We start from the raw sequence: 14,831 nt of genomic DNA, 5'->3' as shown, positions 1-14,831 counted from the left end.
GGGATACCATCTGTGTCGCCATGCAGAAGAACCCGGTGCTTCCCGCACACTCCAGCCTGGTCGCGATCGGCGACTCCTTCACCGAGGGCATGTCGGACCTGCGGCCCGACGGCTCCTACCGGGGCTGGGCGGACCTCCTCGCCGCCCGGATGGCCGCCCGCACCCCCGGCTTCCGCTACGCCAACCTCGCGGTGCGCGGCAAGCTGATCGGGCAGATCGTCGAGGAGCAGGTGGACAGGGCGGTCGCGATGCGGCCCGACGTCATCACGCTGGTCGGGGGCCTCAACGACACGCTGCGCCCCAAGTGCGACATGGTCCGGGTCCGGGACCTGCTCACGGAGGCGGTGGAGCGGCTGGCGCCGGCCTGCGAGCAGCTGGTGCTGATGCGCAGCCCCGGGCGCCAGGGCCCGGTCCTCGAGCGGTTCCGGCCGCGCATGGAGGAGCTGTTCGGCGTCGTCGACGAGCTGGCCGAGCGGCACGGTGCCCTGGTCGTGGACCTGTACGGCGCGCCCTCGCTGGCCGACCCCCGGATGTGGGACGTGGACCGGCTGCACCTGACGGCCGAGGGGCACCGCAGGGTCGCCGAGGCGGTCTGGCAGACCCTCGGCTACGAGCCCGAGGACACCGGGTGGCGCACGCCGATCCCGGCGACGCTGCCGCCCGGCTGGGTGGCGCGTCGCGTCGCGGACGCCCGCTTCACCCGGCAGCACCTGCTGCCGTGGATAGGCCGCCGCCTCACCGGCCGCTCCTCGGGCGACGGCCGCGCGCCGAAGCGCCCGGAGCTGCTGCCGTACGAGGCGTAGGGCGGCTCCCGTGCCCACCCGGGTGATCAACATCAGGGGCCGCATCCACGAGTTCGGTCCCCGGCTGGAACACGCCCCCGCGGACGTCGTCTACGTGGGCCGTCGCTGGACCATGGGCGGCTGGGACCTCCCCCGCCACCCCCTGTACAACCCCTTCGCCTACGACACCCCGAAGAAGAAGCGGGACGGCACCCGGGCCGAGGTGATGGCCATGTACCGGGCGTACCTGCTGGAGCGGCCCGAGCTGCTGGAGCTGGTGGCCGGGCTGCGGGGGAAGACCCTGGCCTGCTGGTGCGCACCGGAACGGTGCCACGCGGACGTGCTGGCGGAGCTGGCCGGCGTGCCGGAGCGGTGACGCGGCTCTCGTACGTTCACACGAGCGGGCCCGCGGGGCTGGCCTGCAGGAATCGCCAGTAGAATCCCTACACGTGACTTCAGCCGCGCCCGCCAAGCCCCGCATTCCGAACGTCCTCGCCGGACGCTACGCCTCCGCCGAGCTCGCCACGCTCTGGTCGCCCGAGCAGAAGGTGAAGCTGGAGCGGCAGCTCTGGCTCGCCGTGCTGCGGGCCCAGAAGGACCTCGGGATCGAGGTGCCGGACGCGGCGATCGCCGACTACGAGCGGGTCCTCGACACCGTCGACCTGGCCTCCATCGCCGAGCGTGAGAAGGTCACCCGGCACGACGTGAAGGCGCGGATCGAGGAGTTCAACGCCCTCGCCGGCCACGAGCACGTGCACAAGGGCATGACCTCCCGCGACCTGACGGAGAACGTCGAGCAGCTGCAGATCCGGCTCTCGCTGGAACTGATGCGGGACCGTACGACGGCCGTCCTGGCCCGCCTGGGCAGGCTGGCCGGCGAGTACGCCGAGCTGGTCATGGCCGGCCGCTCGCACAACGTGGCCGCGCAGGCCACCACCCTCGGCAAGCGCTTCGCGACCGCCGCCGACGAACTCCTCGTGGCGTACGGCCGCGTCGAGGAGCTGCTCGGACGCTACCCGCTGCGCGGCATCAAGGGCCCGGTGGGCACCGCGCAGGACATGCTGGACCTGCTGGGCGGGGACGCGGCGAAGCTGGCCGAGCTGGAGGACCGGATCGCGCGGCACCTCGGCTTCTCGCAGGCGTTCACCTCGGTCGGCCAGGTGTACCCGCGCTCGCTGGACTACGAGGTGGTGACCGCACTGGTGCAGCTGGCGGCCGCCCCGTCCTCGCTGGCCAAGACGATCCGGCTGATGGCGGGGCACGAGCTGGTCACCGAGGGCTTCAAGCCGGGCCAGGTCGGCTCCTCGGCGATGCCGCACAAGATGAACACGCGGTCCTGCGAGCGCGTCAACGGACTCATGGTGATCCTGCGCGGTTACGCCTCGATGACCGGCGAGCTGGCCGGCGACCAGTGGAACGAGGGCGACGTGTCCTGCTCGGTGGTGCGCCGGGTGGCCCTGCCGGACGCCTTCTTCGCGCTCGACGGCCTCCTGGAGACCTTCCTGACGGTCCTCGACGAGTTCGGCGCCTTCCCGGCCGTCATCGCCCGGGAGCTGGACCGCTACCTCCCGTTCCTCGCCACCACCAAGGTGCTGATGGGCGCGGTGCGCGCGGGCGTCGGGCGTGAGGTCGCGCACGAGGCGATCAAGGAGAACGCCGTCGCCACCGCGCTCGCGATGCGCGAGCAGGGCGCCGAGCGCAACGACCTGCTCGACAAGCTCGCCGCCGACGAGCGGCTGCCGCTGGACCGCGAGCAGCTGACGGCCCTGATGGCCGACAAGCTGTCCTTCACGGGCGCGGCCGCCGCGCAGGTCGGCGTCGTCGTCGGCCGGATCGAGGAGATCGTCAAGCAGCACCCCGAGGCCGCCGGTTACACCCCCGGAGCGATCCTCTGACCCGCTTCACCCAGGCCCAGCTGGAGGCCGCCCGCGACCGGCTCGTCCCCGACGTGCTCGCGGACGGCCTGCACGTCCTGTTCTGCGGCATCAACCCGGGCCTGATGACGGCGGCCACCGGCCACCACTTCGCCCGTCCCGGCAACCGCTTCTGGCCGGTCCTGCACCTGTCCGGCTTCACCCCGCGGCTGCTGAAGCCCGCGGAACAGGGCGAGTTGCTGTCGTACGGGCTCGGCATCACGAACGTGGTGGCGCGGGCGACCGCGCGCGCGGACGAGCTGACGGCCGCGGAGTACGCCGAGGGCGGCCACCTCCTGACGGCCAAGGTGACGCGGGTCCGGCCGAGGTGGCTGGCGGTCGTGGGCGTCACGGCCTACCGGGCCGCCTTCGCCGACCGCCGGGCCCAGGTGGGTCCCCAGGAGCGGACCATCGGGGACACCCGGGTGTGGGTCCTGCCCAACCCCAGCGGCCTGAACGCGCACTGGACGGCGGCGACGATGGCCGAGGAGTTCGGGCGGCTGCGGGCCGCGGCGGCGGGACGGCCGGTCACGGAGGGGCCGCAAGAGTGACGACGGCCGGCAGCTGGAAGGGCAGTTCCCGGTCCCAGTGGGAGACGCCGAGGCCGACCCGGCGGCCGGTGTCCGTCTGCCACAGCCGCACGTCCGGCACGTGATCGCAGAGTTGCGCCCACGGTTCGTCGACCTCCTCGCCCTCCATGGCACGCTCCAGAACGCTGTGCAGGCCGACCTCCTGAGCGGGCCCCCACCGCTCGCCGAGCCGTCTGCCGAGCGCGTCCCGGTCGGCCTCGAACCGCGCCTCCGTCTCCTCCCGCTCGCCTTCCTCGTCCTCGTAGAAGTCGCCGCTGGTCTCCAACGCGGTGATCAGGTATCCCGGTCCGCCCGTGCCGGCGTCCGTTCGGCCGTGTTCCGCCGGGAACTCCCGCGCGCACAACTCGTCGATCCGGGCGAGGCACTTCGCGATGTCCATGTGATCCAGTAAAGCCGGTGCCACTGACACCCGGGCCGTCCTCAGGCCGCCTGCCTGCGCCTCGGGTCGTGCTGATCGCGGATCTCCGGCAGATCGGAGGCGTCCGGCACTCGCCGGGGTCGCCGGCGTCGAAGTACGATCCGGCCAACGTGCAGGGCTAGCTGGGAGGACGGACGTTGGCGGGGTTGACCGGCGGTGATCCGTCTCTGCTGCGAAGGATCAATTCCGCGGTGGTGCTGCACGCACTGCGGGCCACCGACTGTGCGACGCTCACCGAGATCACCCGGGTGACCGGGCTGTCCCGGCCGACCGTCGAGGGGGTCGTGGAAGGGCTCATCGAGGCCGGACTGGTCGTCGAGACGGTGGCCGAGGAGGGCGCCACCCGGAAGCAGGGGCGGCCGGCGCGGCGGTTCCGGTTCCGGGCCGAGGCCGGGCACCTGCTGGGCCTGGAGATAGTCCCGCACCGCGTCGCCGCGCTCCTTTCGGACCTGGACGGGCGGGTGCTGGGGGCACAGGCCAAGGAGGTCGACGAGACGGCCGGCGCGGACGAGCGGCTGGAGCGGCTGCGCACCGCCGTCGCCGAGCTGCTGCGCCGGGCCGGGGTGGCGCGCGGTTCGCTGCGGGCCGTCGGGGTCGGCACCCCCGGCATCGTCGAGGCGGACGGCCTGGTGCGGCTGGGCACCGCGCTGCCCGAGTGGACGGGGCTGCCGCTCGGCGAGCGGCTGAGCCGGTCCTTCAAGTGCCCGGTCCTGGTGGAGAACGACGCCAACGCGGCGGCCGTGGCCGAGCACTGGAAGGGCGCCGCCACCGATTCCGACGACATGGTGATGGTGCTGGCCGGGCTGAGTCCGGGCGCCGGATCGCTGATCGGCGGGCGGCTGCACCGGGGGTACGGCGGCGCGGCCGGGGAGATCGGCGCGCTGCACCTGCTGGGCCGTGAGGTGACCCCGGAGACGCTGCTGTCGACCACCGACGAGCCGCTGCACCCACTGGACGAGCAGGCGGTCGCCGAGGTGTTCGCGCTGGCCCGCAAGGGGGACGCGCGGGCGCGGGCGGCCGTCGACCGGTTCATCCAGCGGCTGGTTCACGACGTGGCCGCGCTGGTGCTGGCGCTGGACCCGGAGCTGGTGGTGATCGGCGGCTGGGCGGCCGGGCTGGACGGCGTCCTGGAGCCGCTGCGCCGGGAGCTGGCCCGGTACTGTCTGCGGCCGCCCCGGGTGGCGCTCTCGCTGCTCGGTGAGGCGGCGGTGGCGACGGGCGCGCTGCGGCTCGCCCTCGACCATGTGGAGGAACAGCTGTTCGCGGTGGACGGGACGGTCACCGCGCGCCGCTGAGCGGCTGTGCCGGGCCGGGAAACGGGTCGCGCCCCGGAGGTTGGTCCGGGGCGCGGTCCGGGCGTCCGGCGCGATGGTCAGGAGGCCTGCCGCTCGGGGCCGTGGTGGATCTCCACGCCGCCGGTGTCGCCGAAGGTCAGCCGGCAGGTGTCCGCGCGGTAGGTGGCGACGGAGAGCGCGGCGGTGCGGCCGGCGGCGAGGAACCGGGTGGTGACGACCAGCACCGGGGCGCCGGGGAGCCGGTCGAGTTCCTTGGCGTCGTCCGCGCGGGCCGAGCCGAGCTCCACGGCGCGGTCCTGGCCCTCGAGCTCCAGGCGCTGCAGCTCACGCAGGACGGCACGCGCGCGGGGCGCGCCGGACGGCGCGTCGATCGCGGTCAGCTCCGGGACCGAGTCCGCCGGGATGTAGAGCAGCTCGGCGGCGACGGGCTGGCCGTGCGAGACGCGGGAGCGGCGCACGATGTGCACGGGCTCCTCAGGGCCGGTCTCCAGGGCGGTCGCGACGGCGGCCGGCGGCACCGCGAGGGTGCAGTCGACGGGCTGCCAGGCGTCCCCGGCGGCGCCCGGCCAGGCGTGCTGGTCGGTGCCGACCGCCACGCCCACGCGCGGGGGCGCGACCGTCGTGCCGACACCGCGGCGGCGCTGCAGCCGGCCCTCCAGTTCGAGTTGTTCGAGGGCCTGGCGGAGGGTGGCGCGGGCCACGCCGAAGCGGGCGGCGAGGTCGCGCTCGTTGGGCAGGATCTCGCCGACCGAGAACTCCGAGTCCAGTGCCTCACTGAGCACGGTCTTGAGATGCCAGTACTTCGGTTCCGGCACCGATTCCAGCTGCGTGGTCCCCACCCTGTCCTCCGCAATCGCCGTGGTCCGGCGGCGTTTTAGCGCCCTTGTTTATTAAAGGTTGTTTTACTTATCTGCGACCATAGGGCGGCGCAGACCCTTGGTCAAGACCAATCCTCGATCCCTTGGCCCACGCATAGAAAGCGGTGCCACAGAGCGTTCACGAGGCGTTCGCGCAGGTGCGTTTTCGTGACATGGCGGCAAAGGTCCCGTCGCGCGGCGGGAAGCGCCCGTTGCAGGGGCGACCCGCGGCCGGCGCCGCGGGCGTCACCTCCGCCGGGCCCGACACGTCCGCGCATGTCAGGGCGGAATCGCGTCGCTCCCCGCACCCTCGGCCCAGAATGACCCGGGGGCAGGTGCACGGCATGCCGCCGTGGATCCGGAGCCGTTCGCGGCGCGTTGACGGCGCGTGCGGGCAGACGACACACCCCACCGGGGACTACCCGCGAGTAGCAATTGCTGACAAGCTGTCTACGGCGTCCGCCGAAGCCGCCAGACGAGGAGCCCCCATGTCCGCCACCGTCTCGTTCAAAGCCCCGGCCGCGCACGGCCGGCAGGATGTGACCGTCTCGTACGCGCGCGTGGGCCGCGGCGAACCACTGGTCCTCCTCCACGGCATAGGGCATCACCGGCAGGCCTGGGACCCCGTGGTGGACATCCTCGCGACCGAGCGGGACGTGATCGCCGTGGACCTGCCCGGCTTCGGTGCCTCCCCGGCCCTGCCCGACGGCCTCGCCTACGACCTGCCGACCACCAACGCCCTGCTCGGCGCCCTGTTCGAGGCCCTGGAGCTGGACCGGCCGCACGTGGCGGGCAACTCGCTCGGCGGACTGCTGGCACTGGAGCTGGGCCGCGAGAAGCTCGTACGGTCCGTCACCGCCCTCTCCCCCGCCGGGTTCTGGTCACAGGCCGAGCGGCGCTACGCCTTCGGTGTGCTCATCGCCATGCGGCGGATCGCGGAGCGGCTGCCGCTCCCGCTGGTCGAGCGGCTGTCCCGGTCGGCCGCCGGCCGGGCCGCCCTGACGAGCACCATCTACGCCCGCCCGGCGCGCCGTTCACCCGAGGCCGTGGTCGCCGAGACGCTGGCCCTCGCGCGGGCCAGCGGATTCGCCGAGACCCTGCGGGCGGGTGCCGCCGTCCAGTTCACCGACGACATCCCCGGCATCCCGGTCACCGTGGGCTGGGGCACCCGGGACATGCTGCTGGTGCGCCGCCAGGGGGTCCGGGCCAAGCAGATCATCCCCAAGGCCCGGCTGGTCCGGCTGCCCGGCTGCGGCCACTGCCCGATGAACGACGACCCGGCGCTGGTCGCCCGCGTCATCCTCGACGGCAGCCGCTGACCGGCACCCGGACGCCGACGCCGGGTGCGCAGCGGACGGCCGGCGTCGGTCGGCCGACGGCACAGTGGGGCGCGGTTCCGGGGGGACGGTGCGGTGCGGGGGCGGAGCGACGGTGTGGCGCGGGGCCGGAGGGACGGTGCGGCGCGGGGCGTCGGCGGCCGGGGTCCGGCGGCCACTGAGGCGGGACAGGGCCCTGGCCACCGGTGAGCGGCCCCCGGCCCGGCGGTCCGGAGTGCGGCCGGCCCTCGGACGGAAGCCGGAGGGCCCCTCGGCGAGCCGGCGGGTGGTCGTAGCCGACCGATGGCCGGGCCGTGGCAGGGTGCCGGTGCCCAGGGCGACCCCGGCACCCACCAGGGCCCCGCCGACGGCCTGGGCGGGTCCGTAGGAGCCCGTTCCGACGAGCGGGGCGGTGCAGACGGCGGTCAGCGGGACGAGACCGGTGAACAGCGTCGCGCGCTCCGTGCCGATCCGCTGTACGCCCATGTACCAGCACACGAACCCGACGACGGTGACGACCACCGCCTGCCACAGCAGCGCGGCCGCCTCCGTGGCGCCGGGCCGGCGCAGCCACGCCCCGCCGTCGAGCACGGCCCCTGCCACCGCCGCCTCGGCCGCGGCGAGGGCGCACACCGTGGCGGTCAGCAGCCGGGGTCCGAGCGCGCTCAGCACCGGTCCCGCGAGCACCGCGAACCCGACCTCACCGGCCAGCGCGCACACCGAGAAGGCGAGACCGCTCGCGTCCGTACGCCCCCAGCCCTGGACCGCGAAGGCGCCGAACGCGACCAGCAACGCCGCACGGAACACCTGTCGTTGGGGCCGACGACCGTCCAGGAGCGGGACCAGGACCGCGACCACCACCGGGGCGCAGCCGACGAGGACGCCCGGCACCGCCGGTTCCGCGGTGCGCTCGGCCGCGAGGACCGCGAGGTTGAAGCCGACCATCCCGACGGCGGCGAGCAGGGCCAGCCGCAGCCACGCGCCCGCCCCGAGCCCGCGCAGCCGCCCGGCTGCGCCCCGCCCGACGAACGGCACGAGCAGCAGGCAGGCCAGTCCGTAGCGGAGGAACTGGCCGCCCGCGTAGGGATAGTGGCCCAGCACGCTGTTGGCGGTGAAGGAGGCGCCGACGAGCACATAGGCGAGCACGGTCAGCAGGGAGCCGCGCGTGGTGGTCGCGTTCATGAGGACGACGCTAGGAACCAGGGCGGCCCGGATTAAGGTCCACTTCCATGACGTCATCGGGGACCAATCCGGGCGGACTGCCGGGCTCCGCCTCGTGGGAGCTGCTGCTGCCGGCCGCCTCGGCACCGGCACGCGCGCGTGGGCGTTTCCTCCAGGCCGCGCTACGCGAGGCGATCCGGGCGGGGCGGCTCGCGCCCGGCACCCGGCTGCCGTCCAGCCGGGAGCTGGCCAAGGACCTGGGGGTGTCGCGGGGGCTGGTCACGGAGGCGTACGAGCAGCTGACGGCGGAGGGCTACCTGCGCAGCGGCCGGGGAGCGGGGACCTGGGTGAGCGGTGCCGTGCGGGCGGCGGCGCCACGCACGCGTGACCTCGCGCCGCGGCCGCAGGGCACACGGGTGGACTTCGTGCCGGGGTCGCCGGACCTGTCGCTGTTCCCGCGCGCCGCCTGGGCCGCCGCCCAGCGCGAGGTGCTGGCGGAGCTGCCGCACCGCGACCTCGGCTATCCGGACCCGCGCGGGCTGCCCCGGCTGCGCTCGGCCCTCGCCGAACTCCTGGCCCGGCGCCGGGGTGTGGTCGCCGACCCGGAACGGCTCGTGATCGTCTCCGGAGTGGCGCAGGCGGCGGCGCTGCTCGGTTCCGTGCTGCACGCGCGCGGGGTGCGCGAGATCGGCGTGGAGGACCCCGGCAGCCCGCAGCACGACGCCCTGTACGCGGCGGCCGGACTGCGCACCGTCCCGCTGCCCCTGGACGCCGAGGGCCTGGCGCCCGGCCCGCTGCACGCGTCCGGCGTCCGCGCGGCGGTGACGACCCCCGCCCACCAGTACCCCACCGGGATCGCCTGCTCCCCCGGCCGCCGCGCCCGGCTGCTGGACTGGGCCCGCTCGGTGGACGGGCTGCTCCTGGAGGACGACTACGACGGCGACTTCCGCTACGACCGGGCCCCGGTCGGCGCCCTGCAGGGCCTCGACCCCGAGCGCGTGGCGTACACGGGGTCGGTCAGCAAGTCCCTCGCCCCCGGACTGCGGCTGGGCTGGCTGCTGGTGCCGGAGTTCCTGGCGGACGCCGTCGTCGAGCGCAAGCGGACCATGGACCTGGGCCATCCCTCCGTCGACCAGGCGGTGTTCGCCCGGTTCCTGGAGCGCGGCGACTACGACCGGCAGCTGCGCCGCTGCCAGCGCGCCTACCGGGAGCGGCGGGACGTCCTGGTCGCCGCCCTTGCCGAGCACTTCCCGCACGCGCGCGTGTCGGGGATCGCGGCAGGACTGCACGCCATCGCCGAACTGCCCGACCGGTACGGGCCGGAGAGCCGTTTCGTGCGCCGGGCGGCGGCGGCCGGGGTCGCGGTGCGTCCGCTCAGCGCGTGCACACACGCACGAGGCGACGCGTCCGGCGTACGGCTGGTGCTGGGGTACGCGCATCTGCCGGCGGCACGGATCCGGGAGGGCGTGCGGGTGATGGCGGAGGCGGTGACCGGGTGACGGCGACGCGGCCGGACGCGAGGCGGGGACGGCCGGACGCGGGCCGGCGGCGGGACGGCCGGACCGGAACCCCCAGGACACCGCCGGACCGGGACCTCCAGGACACCGCCGGACCGGAACGACCGCGAAGCGGCCGTCCCGGAGGGACAGCGCTTGCGGCGGCCGGTCAGTTGTTCACTCGCGGTTTGCGTGTGCGCTGCGGTGCCCCAGTAGTTGTGGCTGTGCACCCCTGGCCGGATCCCGTTCTGGAGGCCCTTCGATGTCCCTTTCGCTCCCTGGCCGCCGCACTGTGCTGCGCGGCTCGCTCGCCGCGTCGGCTGCCCTGACCCTGCCCACGGCGCTCTCTTCCGCGCCGGCGTTCGCACTGTCCGGGCGTCCCCGGGCGGACTGGGGCGTGCAGGCGGGCGACGTGACCGCCGACTCCGGCCTGGTGTGGGTCCGTTCGGACCGGCCGGCCCGGATGATCGTGGAGACCTCGGCCACCGAGTCGTTCCGCAACGCCCGCACCTGGCGCGGCCCGCTGCTCGGCGCGGACAGTGACTTCACCGGTACCACGCGGCTGCACGGACTGCCGTCCGGCGAGCAGATCCACTACCGGGTGCGGCTCGCCGACCCCGACGACCCGCGCCGCACCGGTGAGCCGGTCACCGGCACCTTCCGCACCGCGTCCGCACGCCGCCGCCAGGGCGTGAAGTTCCTGTGGTCCGGCGACCTCGCCGGGCAGGGCTGGGGCATCAACGAGGCCATCGGCGGCTACCGCATCTTCGACGCGATGGCGAGGCTGGACCCGGACTTCTTCCTGTGCAGCGGTGACAACATCTACGCCGACGGTGTGATCACGGCGACCCAGGCGCTGCCCGACGGCAGCCTGTACCGCAACGTCACCTCCGAGGCGAAGTCGCACGTCGCGGTCACGCTGGACGACTTCCGCGGCAACTTCCGCTACAACCTGTTGGACGAGGCGCTGCGCCGGTTCAACGCCCAGGTGCCGAACGTCATCCAGTGGGACGACCACGAGGTCCGCAACAACTGGTACCCGGGCGAGGTCATCGGCACCGGCACCGCCTACCCGGCCGGCACCCGGCTGGACGACATGGCGGTGCGCTCGCGGCAGGCGTTCTCCGAGTACTTCCCGATCTCCACGATCAGCGGCCGCCCGGACGGCCGGATCTACCGCGTCCACCACCACGGCCCGCTCCTGGACGTGTTCGTGCTGGACATGCGGACCTACCGCAACGCGAACTCGCCCGACGACCAGACCACCGACCCGCAGGGCATCCTCGGCGCCGAGCAACTGGCGTGGCTCAAGCGCGAGCTGTCCCGCTCGCGTGCGGTGTGGAAGGTGATCGCCGCGGACATGCCGATCGGTCTTGTCGTGCCCGACCCGGTCGAGGGGAAGGCGAACTTCGAGGCAGTCGCCCAGGGCGACCCGGGCGCGCCGCTCGGCCGTGAGCTGCAGATCGCGGAACTTCTGCGGTACATCAAGCACCGGAGGATCACCGGCACGGTGTGGCTGACCGCCGACGTCCACCACACCTCGGCCCAGCACTACGACCCGTCGCGGGCCGCGTTCAAGGACTTCGCGCCGTTCTGGGAGTTCGTCTCCGGTCCGCTGAACGCCGGCGCCTTCCCGGCCAGCGTGCTGGACGGCACCTTCGGCCCCGACCGGGTGTTCGTCAAGGCGCCGACCGCCTCGAACGTGTCACCCGCCGAGGGATACCAGTTCTTCGGCGAGGTCGACATCGACGGCGACAGCGGCGAACTGACCGTGCGCCTGCGGGAGTACGACGGCACCGTGCTGTTCACCCGGACCCTGCAGCCGGGCCGGGTCGGCCAGTAACTCCCGTACGCTTTCTGCAGGGCCGCGAACCGGCGTCATCCCCCGGTACGCGGCCCTGCCGCATGCTCCGGGGGCGGCGGCCACAGGGGCGAACGGGACGATCCGGGAGATGCTCCGGCGACCCGCCCGTGCTGCTCTCGGTCGCCGCCGCTGCAGGACGCCCCGGCCATGACCGCGGCAACTGTTGAAAACAGCACAAAAACCACGTAAGCATGCTTTACCCATCGGTCACAGAGCGTTCGTGATCACGCAACACCATTGCTTCACAGTGGCTGCATGAATCGAGACATGTCTGATGTGACACGCACGAGGAACGGACGCCCCGTGCACCACTGGCGGCGGGACGTCGTCGAGCTCGCCGCCCTGTTCACGGCGGTCGCGGTGGCCGACGGAGTGGCCAACCTGGTCGGGCACGGGCCCGGCGGTCCGGCGCTCCTGGTGATCTCGGCGCTGGTGCTGGCGGCGACGGCCGGCTTCCACGTCTGGTGGGCGAGGCGCCCGGGTCACGCACCGCCGGTGACGGATACCGATACCGGCGCCCGGCCGGCCGTTCCCGAGGCGCGCCGGGCCGGAGCCGGCGCGGACACCCCGGGAACCGGCGACCGGGCGAGCACGCTGTGGCGGCTGCGGACGACGGTGCGGGACGAGCCGGGCTCGCTGGCGGCGCTGTGCGGCGGGCTCGCCGGGCACCGGGTGGACATCCTGAGCCTGCAGACCCATCCGCTGGGCGACGGGACCGTGGACGAGTTCCTGCTGCGGGCGCCGGGTGACCTGACCGCCGGCGAGATCACGCGGGCGGTGGCGCTGGCCGGGGGCACGGACACCTGGATCGAGCGGGCCGACGCCCACGATCTGGTGGACGCGCCGACCAGGGTGCTCGGCCTGGCCACCCGAACCGCCCTGGACGCGGCGGAACTTCCGCTGGCCCTCCGGCAGTTGTTGGGGAGGTGCACGATCCGCTCGCTCCCCGCCCACCCGGTCGGCGGGGCCCGGAGCCCCGAGGCGGTTCCCGTCGAAGGGGTGCTGGAGGACACCGTGATGCGGCTGCGTGCGCCGGAGGGGGGAGTGATCACCGTGGAGCGGCCGTATCTCCCGTTCACGCCGACCGAGTTCGCGCGGGCGCGGGCGCTGGTGGAGCTGGACGCCCGGCTCGGACCGCGCATCCCGCGCGGCCAGGACGTGATCTCGCTGCCCGCGGGCAGCGAGATCACGGTACGCCGGGCCGACACCGGTGACCTGGAGGCGGCGAAGGCGATGCACGAGCGCTGCTCGACGCGGACGCTCGGGCTCCGCTACCACGGGCCGGTCGGGGACGCCGACCGGTACCTGAACCACCTGCTCAGCCCCCGCTTCGGCCGGACGCTGGCCGTGCAGACCGCGTCGGGCCGGATCGTCGGCCTCGGGCATCTGCTGTGGGACGGGGACGAGACCGAGGTGGCGCTGCTCGTCGAGGACGACTGGCAGCGGCGCGGTATCGGCGGCGAGTTGCTCGGGCGGCTGGTGAGGATGGCCGTCGAGGCGGGCTGCGCGAGCGTCTACGCGGTGACGCAGGCGTCCAACACGGGGATGGTGGCGGCGATGCGGGGGCTGGGGTTGCCGTTGGACTATCAGATCGAGGAGGGGACGTTGGTCATCACGGCGCGGCTGGCGGCGGAGCCGGGGGCCGCCGTGACTGCCGTGGGGTGGCTCTCCGGTGCGGGGGAGCCCGGGAACGCCGAAGCGCCGTAGCACGTACGGCGGTCCGGCGACTGCGGGTGCGTGGGGGCTGGCCGCGCAGTTCCCCGCGCCCCTGTAGGGGCGCCGGAGCGTCATGAACCGTGGTGACGCTGAGGGCAAAAGCCCCGCGGGTGCCGGGCTTCCGTCCCCGCGCAGGGGCTAGCGGAGGGTGCTGAAGCCCTTGCGGAGTTCGTCCACGAAGAGCTCGGGCTGTTCCCAGGCGGCGAAGTGGCCGCCCTTGGGGAGCCGGTTGAAGTGGACGAGGTTCGGATAGGCCTCCTTGGCCCAGCTCTCCGGCGCCTGGTAGAGCTCGTCGGGGAAGACGCTGACGGCCACGGGGAGCTTCACGCCCCTGGCGCCGAAGAAGGGAGCGGTGTTCTCGGCGTAGAGGCGGGCCGCGGAAACGGCCGTGTTCGTCAGCCAGAACAGCGTGATGTTGTCCAGGACGTCGTCCCGGGACAGCCCTTCCGCCACACCGCCGAAGGAGCGGGTGATCAGGGCCAGGCTCTTCGCGTCGTGGTCGAGCAGGAACGCCGCCAGGCCGACGGGCGAGTCCGCGAGGCCGGTCAGGGACTGCGGACGCGAGCCCATCATGTAGGCGTAGTAGACGTGCCGGTACACGAAGTCCAGCTGTTCGACGGCGCGCTTCTGCTCGTCGTCGGCGAGGACCACGTCGTCCGGAAGCGGGTTTCCGGCGACGATCGCCTGCTCGACGGCCGGCGGGATGACCTTGGGCATGTTGGTGTGGATGCCGATCAGTCCCTCCGGCTCCTGCACGCCCATGAGGTCGGTGACGACGGCACCCCAGTCGCCACCTTGCGCCACGTACCTGGTGTAGCCGAGGCGCTTCATCAGCTCACCCCAGGCCCGGGCGATGCGCTCCGGGCCCCAGCCCTTGGCGGTGGGCTTGCCCGAGAAGCCGTAACCGGGCATGGAGGGGATCACCACGTGGAACGCGTCCTGGGCGGAGCCGCCGTGTGCCGTGGGGTCGGTGAGCGGCTCGATGATCTTCAGCTGCTCGACGACCGAGCCCGGCCAGCCGTGCGTGACGATCAACGGCAGCGCGTTCTCGTGCTTCGAGCGGACGTGGACGAAGTGGATGTCCAGCCCGTCGATCTCGGTGAGGAACTGCGGGTAGGAGTTCAGCCGCGCCTCGACCTTGCGCCAGTCGTACTCCGTGGCCCAGTAGCGCGCCAGCTCCCGGACGGTGGCGAGCTGGGTGCCCTGGGACTGGTCGGCGACGGTCTCCTTCTCGGGGAAACGCGTCGCCGCGATGCGCGCGCGCAGGTCCTGGAGATCCGACTCGGGGAACTCGAAGGTGAACGGGCGGATGTCCGTCGCTGCGGAGGTGTCAGACATGTGCGGGTGTCTTCCTTGTCAGATCGGCGGCCCGGTGCCGCCGGCTCGTCCACAGTGCTGCGGATCCACGCGGGTCGGCCCAGGG

General features: G+C 73.5%; 12 protein-coding genes. 9 read left to right on the top strand and 3 right to left on the bottom strand.

All coding sequences use genetic code 11. The features are described from left to right. Nucleotides 1-20: 20 nt before the first annotated feature. The 4 genes from ACZ63F_RS00520 to mug all read left to right on the top strand — a co-directional run bounded on the left by ACZ63F_RS00520 (nucleotide 21) and on the right by mug (nucleotide 3,246). Nucleotides 21-803, top strand: a complete 783-nt coding sequence (locus ACZ63F_RS00520; RefSeq protein WP_469707347.1) for an SGNH/GDSL hydrolase family protein — start codon at nucleotides 21-23, stop codon at nucleotides 801-803. 10 nt (nucleotides 804-813) lie between these two features. Next, the gene (locus ACZ63F_RS00515) at nucleotides 814-1,158 is read left to right on the top strand and encodes a DUF4326 domain-containing protein (protein WP_469707346.1); all 345 of its coding nucleotides are present in this window, start codon (nucleotides 814-816) and stop codon (nucleotides 1,156-1,158) included. 73 nt (nucleotides 1,159-1,231) lie between these two features. Further along, complete coding sequence (gene purB / locus ACZ63F_RS00510) at nucleotides 1,232-2,677, top strand: adenylosuccinate lyase (protein WP_469707344.1); 1,446 nt, start codon at nucleotides 1,232-1,234, stop codon at nucleotides 2,675-2,677. Next, on the top strand, nucleotides 2,674-3,246 hold the full coding sequence (gene mug / locus ACZ63F_RS00505) for a G/U mismatch-specific DNA glycosylase (protein WP_469709262.1): 573 nt from the start codon (nucleotides 2,674-2,676) through the stop codon (nucleotides 3,244-3,246). The genes purB and mug overlap by 4 nt, the downstream gene beginning before the upstream one ends. Here the strand turns inward: mug and ACZ63F_RS00500 are convergent. Then, nucleotides 3,224-3,664 (bottom strand): hypothetical protein, encoded by a 441-nt coding sequence (locus ACZ63F_RS00500; protein WP_469707342.1) that lies wholly within the window; start codon nucleotides 3,662-3,664, stop codon nucleotides 3,224-3,226. The genes mug and ACZ63F_RS00500 overlap by 23 nt on opposite strands. Nucleotides 3,665-3,840: 176 nt before the next feature. Between ACZ63F_RS00500 and ACZ63F_RS00495 the strand changes: the two genes are divergently transcribed. Next, nucleotides 3,841-4,998, top strand: coding sequence for an ROK family transcriptional regulator (locus tag ACZ63F_RS00495; RefSeq protein ID WP_469707340.1), 1,158 nt, complete (start codon nucleotides 3,841-3,843; stop codon nucleotides 4,996-4,998). A gap of 77 nt (nucleotides 4,999-5,075) precedes the next feature. On the opposite strand, the gene ACZ63F_RS00490 is transcribed toward ACZ63F_RS00495, so the two are convergent. Further along, the gene (locus tag ACZ63F_RS00490; RefSeq protein WP_352366947.1) at nucleotides 5,076-5,837 is read right to left on the bottom strand and encodes a GntR family transcriptional regulator; all 762 of its coding nucleotides are present in this window, start codon (nucleotides 5,835-5,837) and stop codon (nucleotides 5,076-5,078) included. Between the two features lie 506 nt (nucleotides 5,838-6,343). On the opposite strand from ACZ63F_RS00490, the gene ACZ63F_RS00485 reads away from it, so the two are divergent. From ACZ63F_RS00485 to ACZ63F_RS00470, 4 genes are all read left to right on the top strand, one after another. After that, the gene (locus tag ACZ63F_RS00485; protein ID WP_469707338.1) at nucleotides 6,344-7,174 is read left to right on the top strand and encodes an alpha/beta fold hydrolase; all 831 of its coding nucleotides are present in this window, start codon (nucleotides 6,344-6,346) and stop codon (nucleotides 7,172-7,174) included. Nucleotides 7,175-8,400: 1,226 nt separating this feature from the next. Then, nucleotides 8,401-9,831 carry a MocR-like pyridoxine biosynthesis transcription factor PdxR gene (gene pdxR / locus ACZ63F_RS00480; protein WP_469707337.1) on the top strand — a complete coding sequence of 477 codons (1,431 nt, stop codon included), beginning with the start codon at nucleotides 8,401-8,403 and terminating at the stop codon, nucleotides 9,829-9,831. A gap of 259 nt (nucleotides 9,832-10,090) precedes the next feature. Next, nucleotides 10,091-11,671, top strand: coding sequence for an alkaline phosphatase D family protein (locus tag ACZ63F_RS00475; protein WP_469707335.1), 1,581 nt, complete (start codon nucleotides 10,091-10,093; stop codon nucleotides 11,669-11,671). 288 nt (nucleotides 11,672-11,959) lie between these two features. After that, nucleotides 11,960-13,399, top strand: coding sequence for a GNAT family N-acetyltransferase (locus ACZ63F_RS00470; protein WP_469707333.1), 1,440 nt, complete (start codon nucleotides 11,960-11,962; stop codon nucleotides 13,397-13,399). 147 nt (nucleotides 13,400-13,546) lie between these two features. On the opposite strand, the gene ACZ63F_RS00465 is transcribed toward ACZ63F_RS00470, so the two are convergent. Continuing rightward, nucleotides 13,547-14,746: an epoxide hydrolase family protein gene (locus ACZ63F_RS00465; RefSeq protein ID WP_469707331.1), complete on the bottom strand. Its 1,200-nt coding sequence runs from the start codon at nucleotides 14,744-14,746 to the stop codon at nucleotides 13,547-13,549. Between the last annotated feature and the right edge of the window lie 85 nt (nucleotides 14,747-14,831).

This window comes from Streptomyces sp. NPDC104761, from assembly GCF_055583445.1.
The sequence above is the reverse complement of the archived record's forward strand: the minus strand, read 5'-3'. Positions and strand labels throughout refer to the sequence as shown.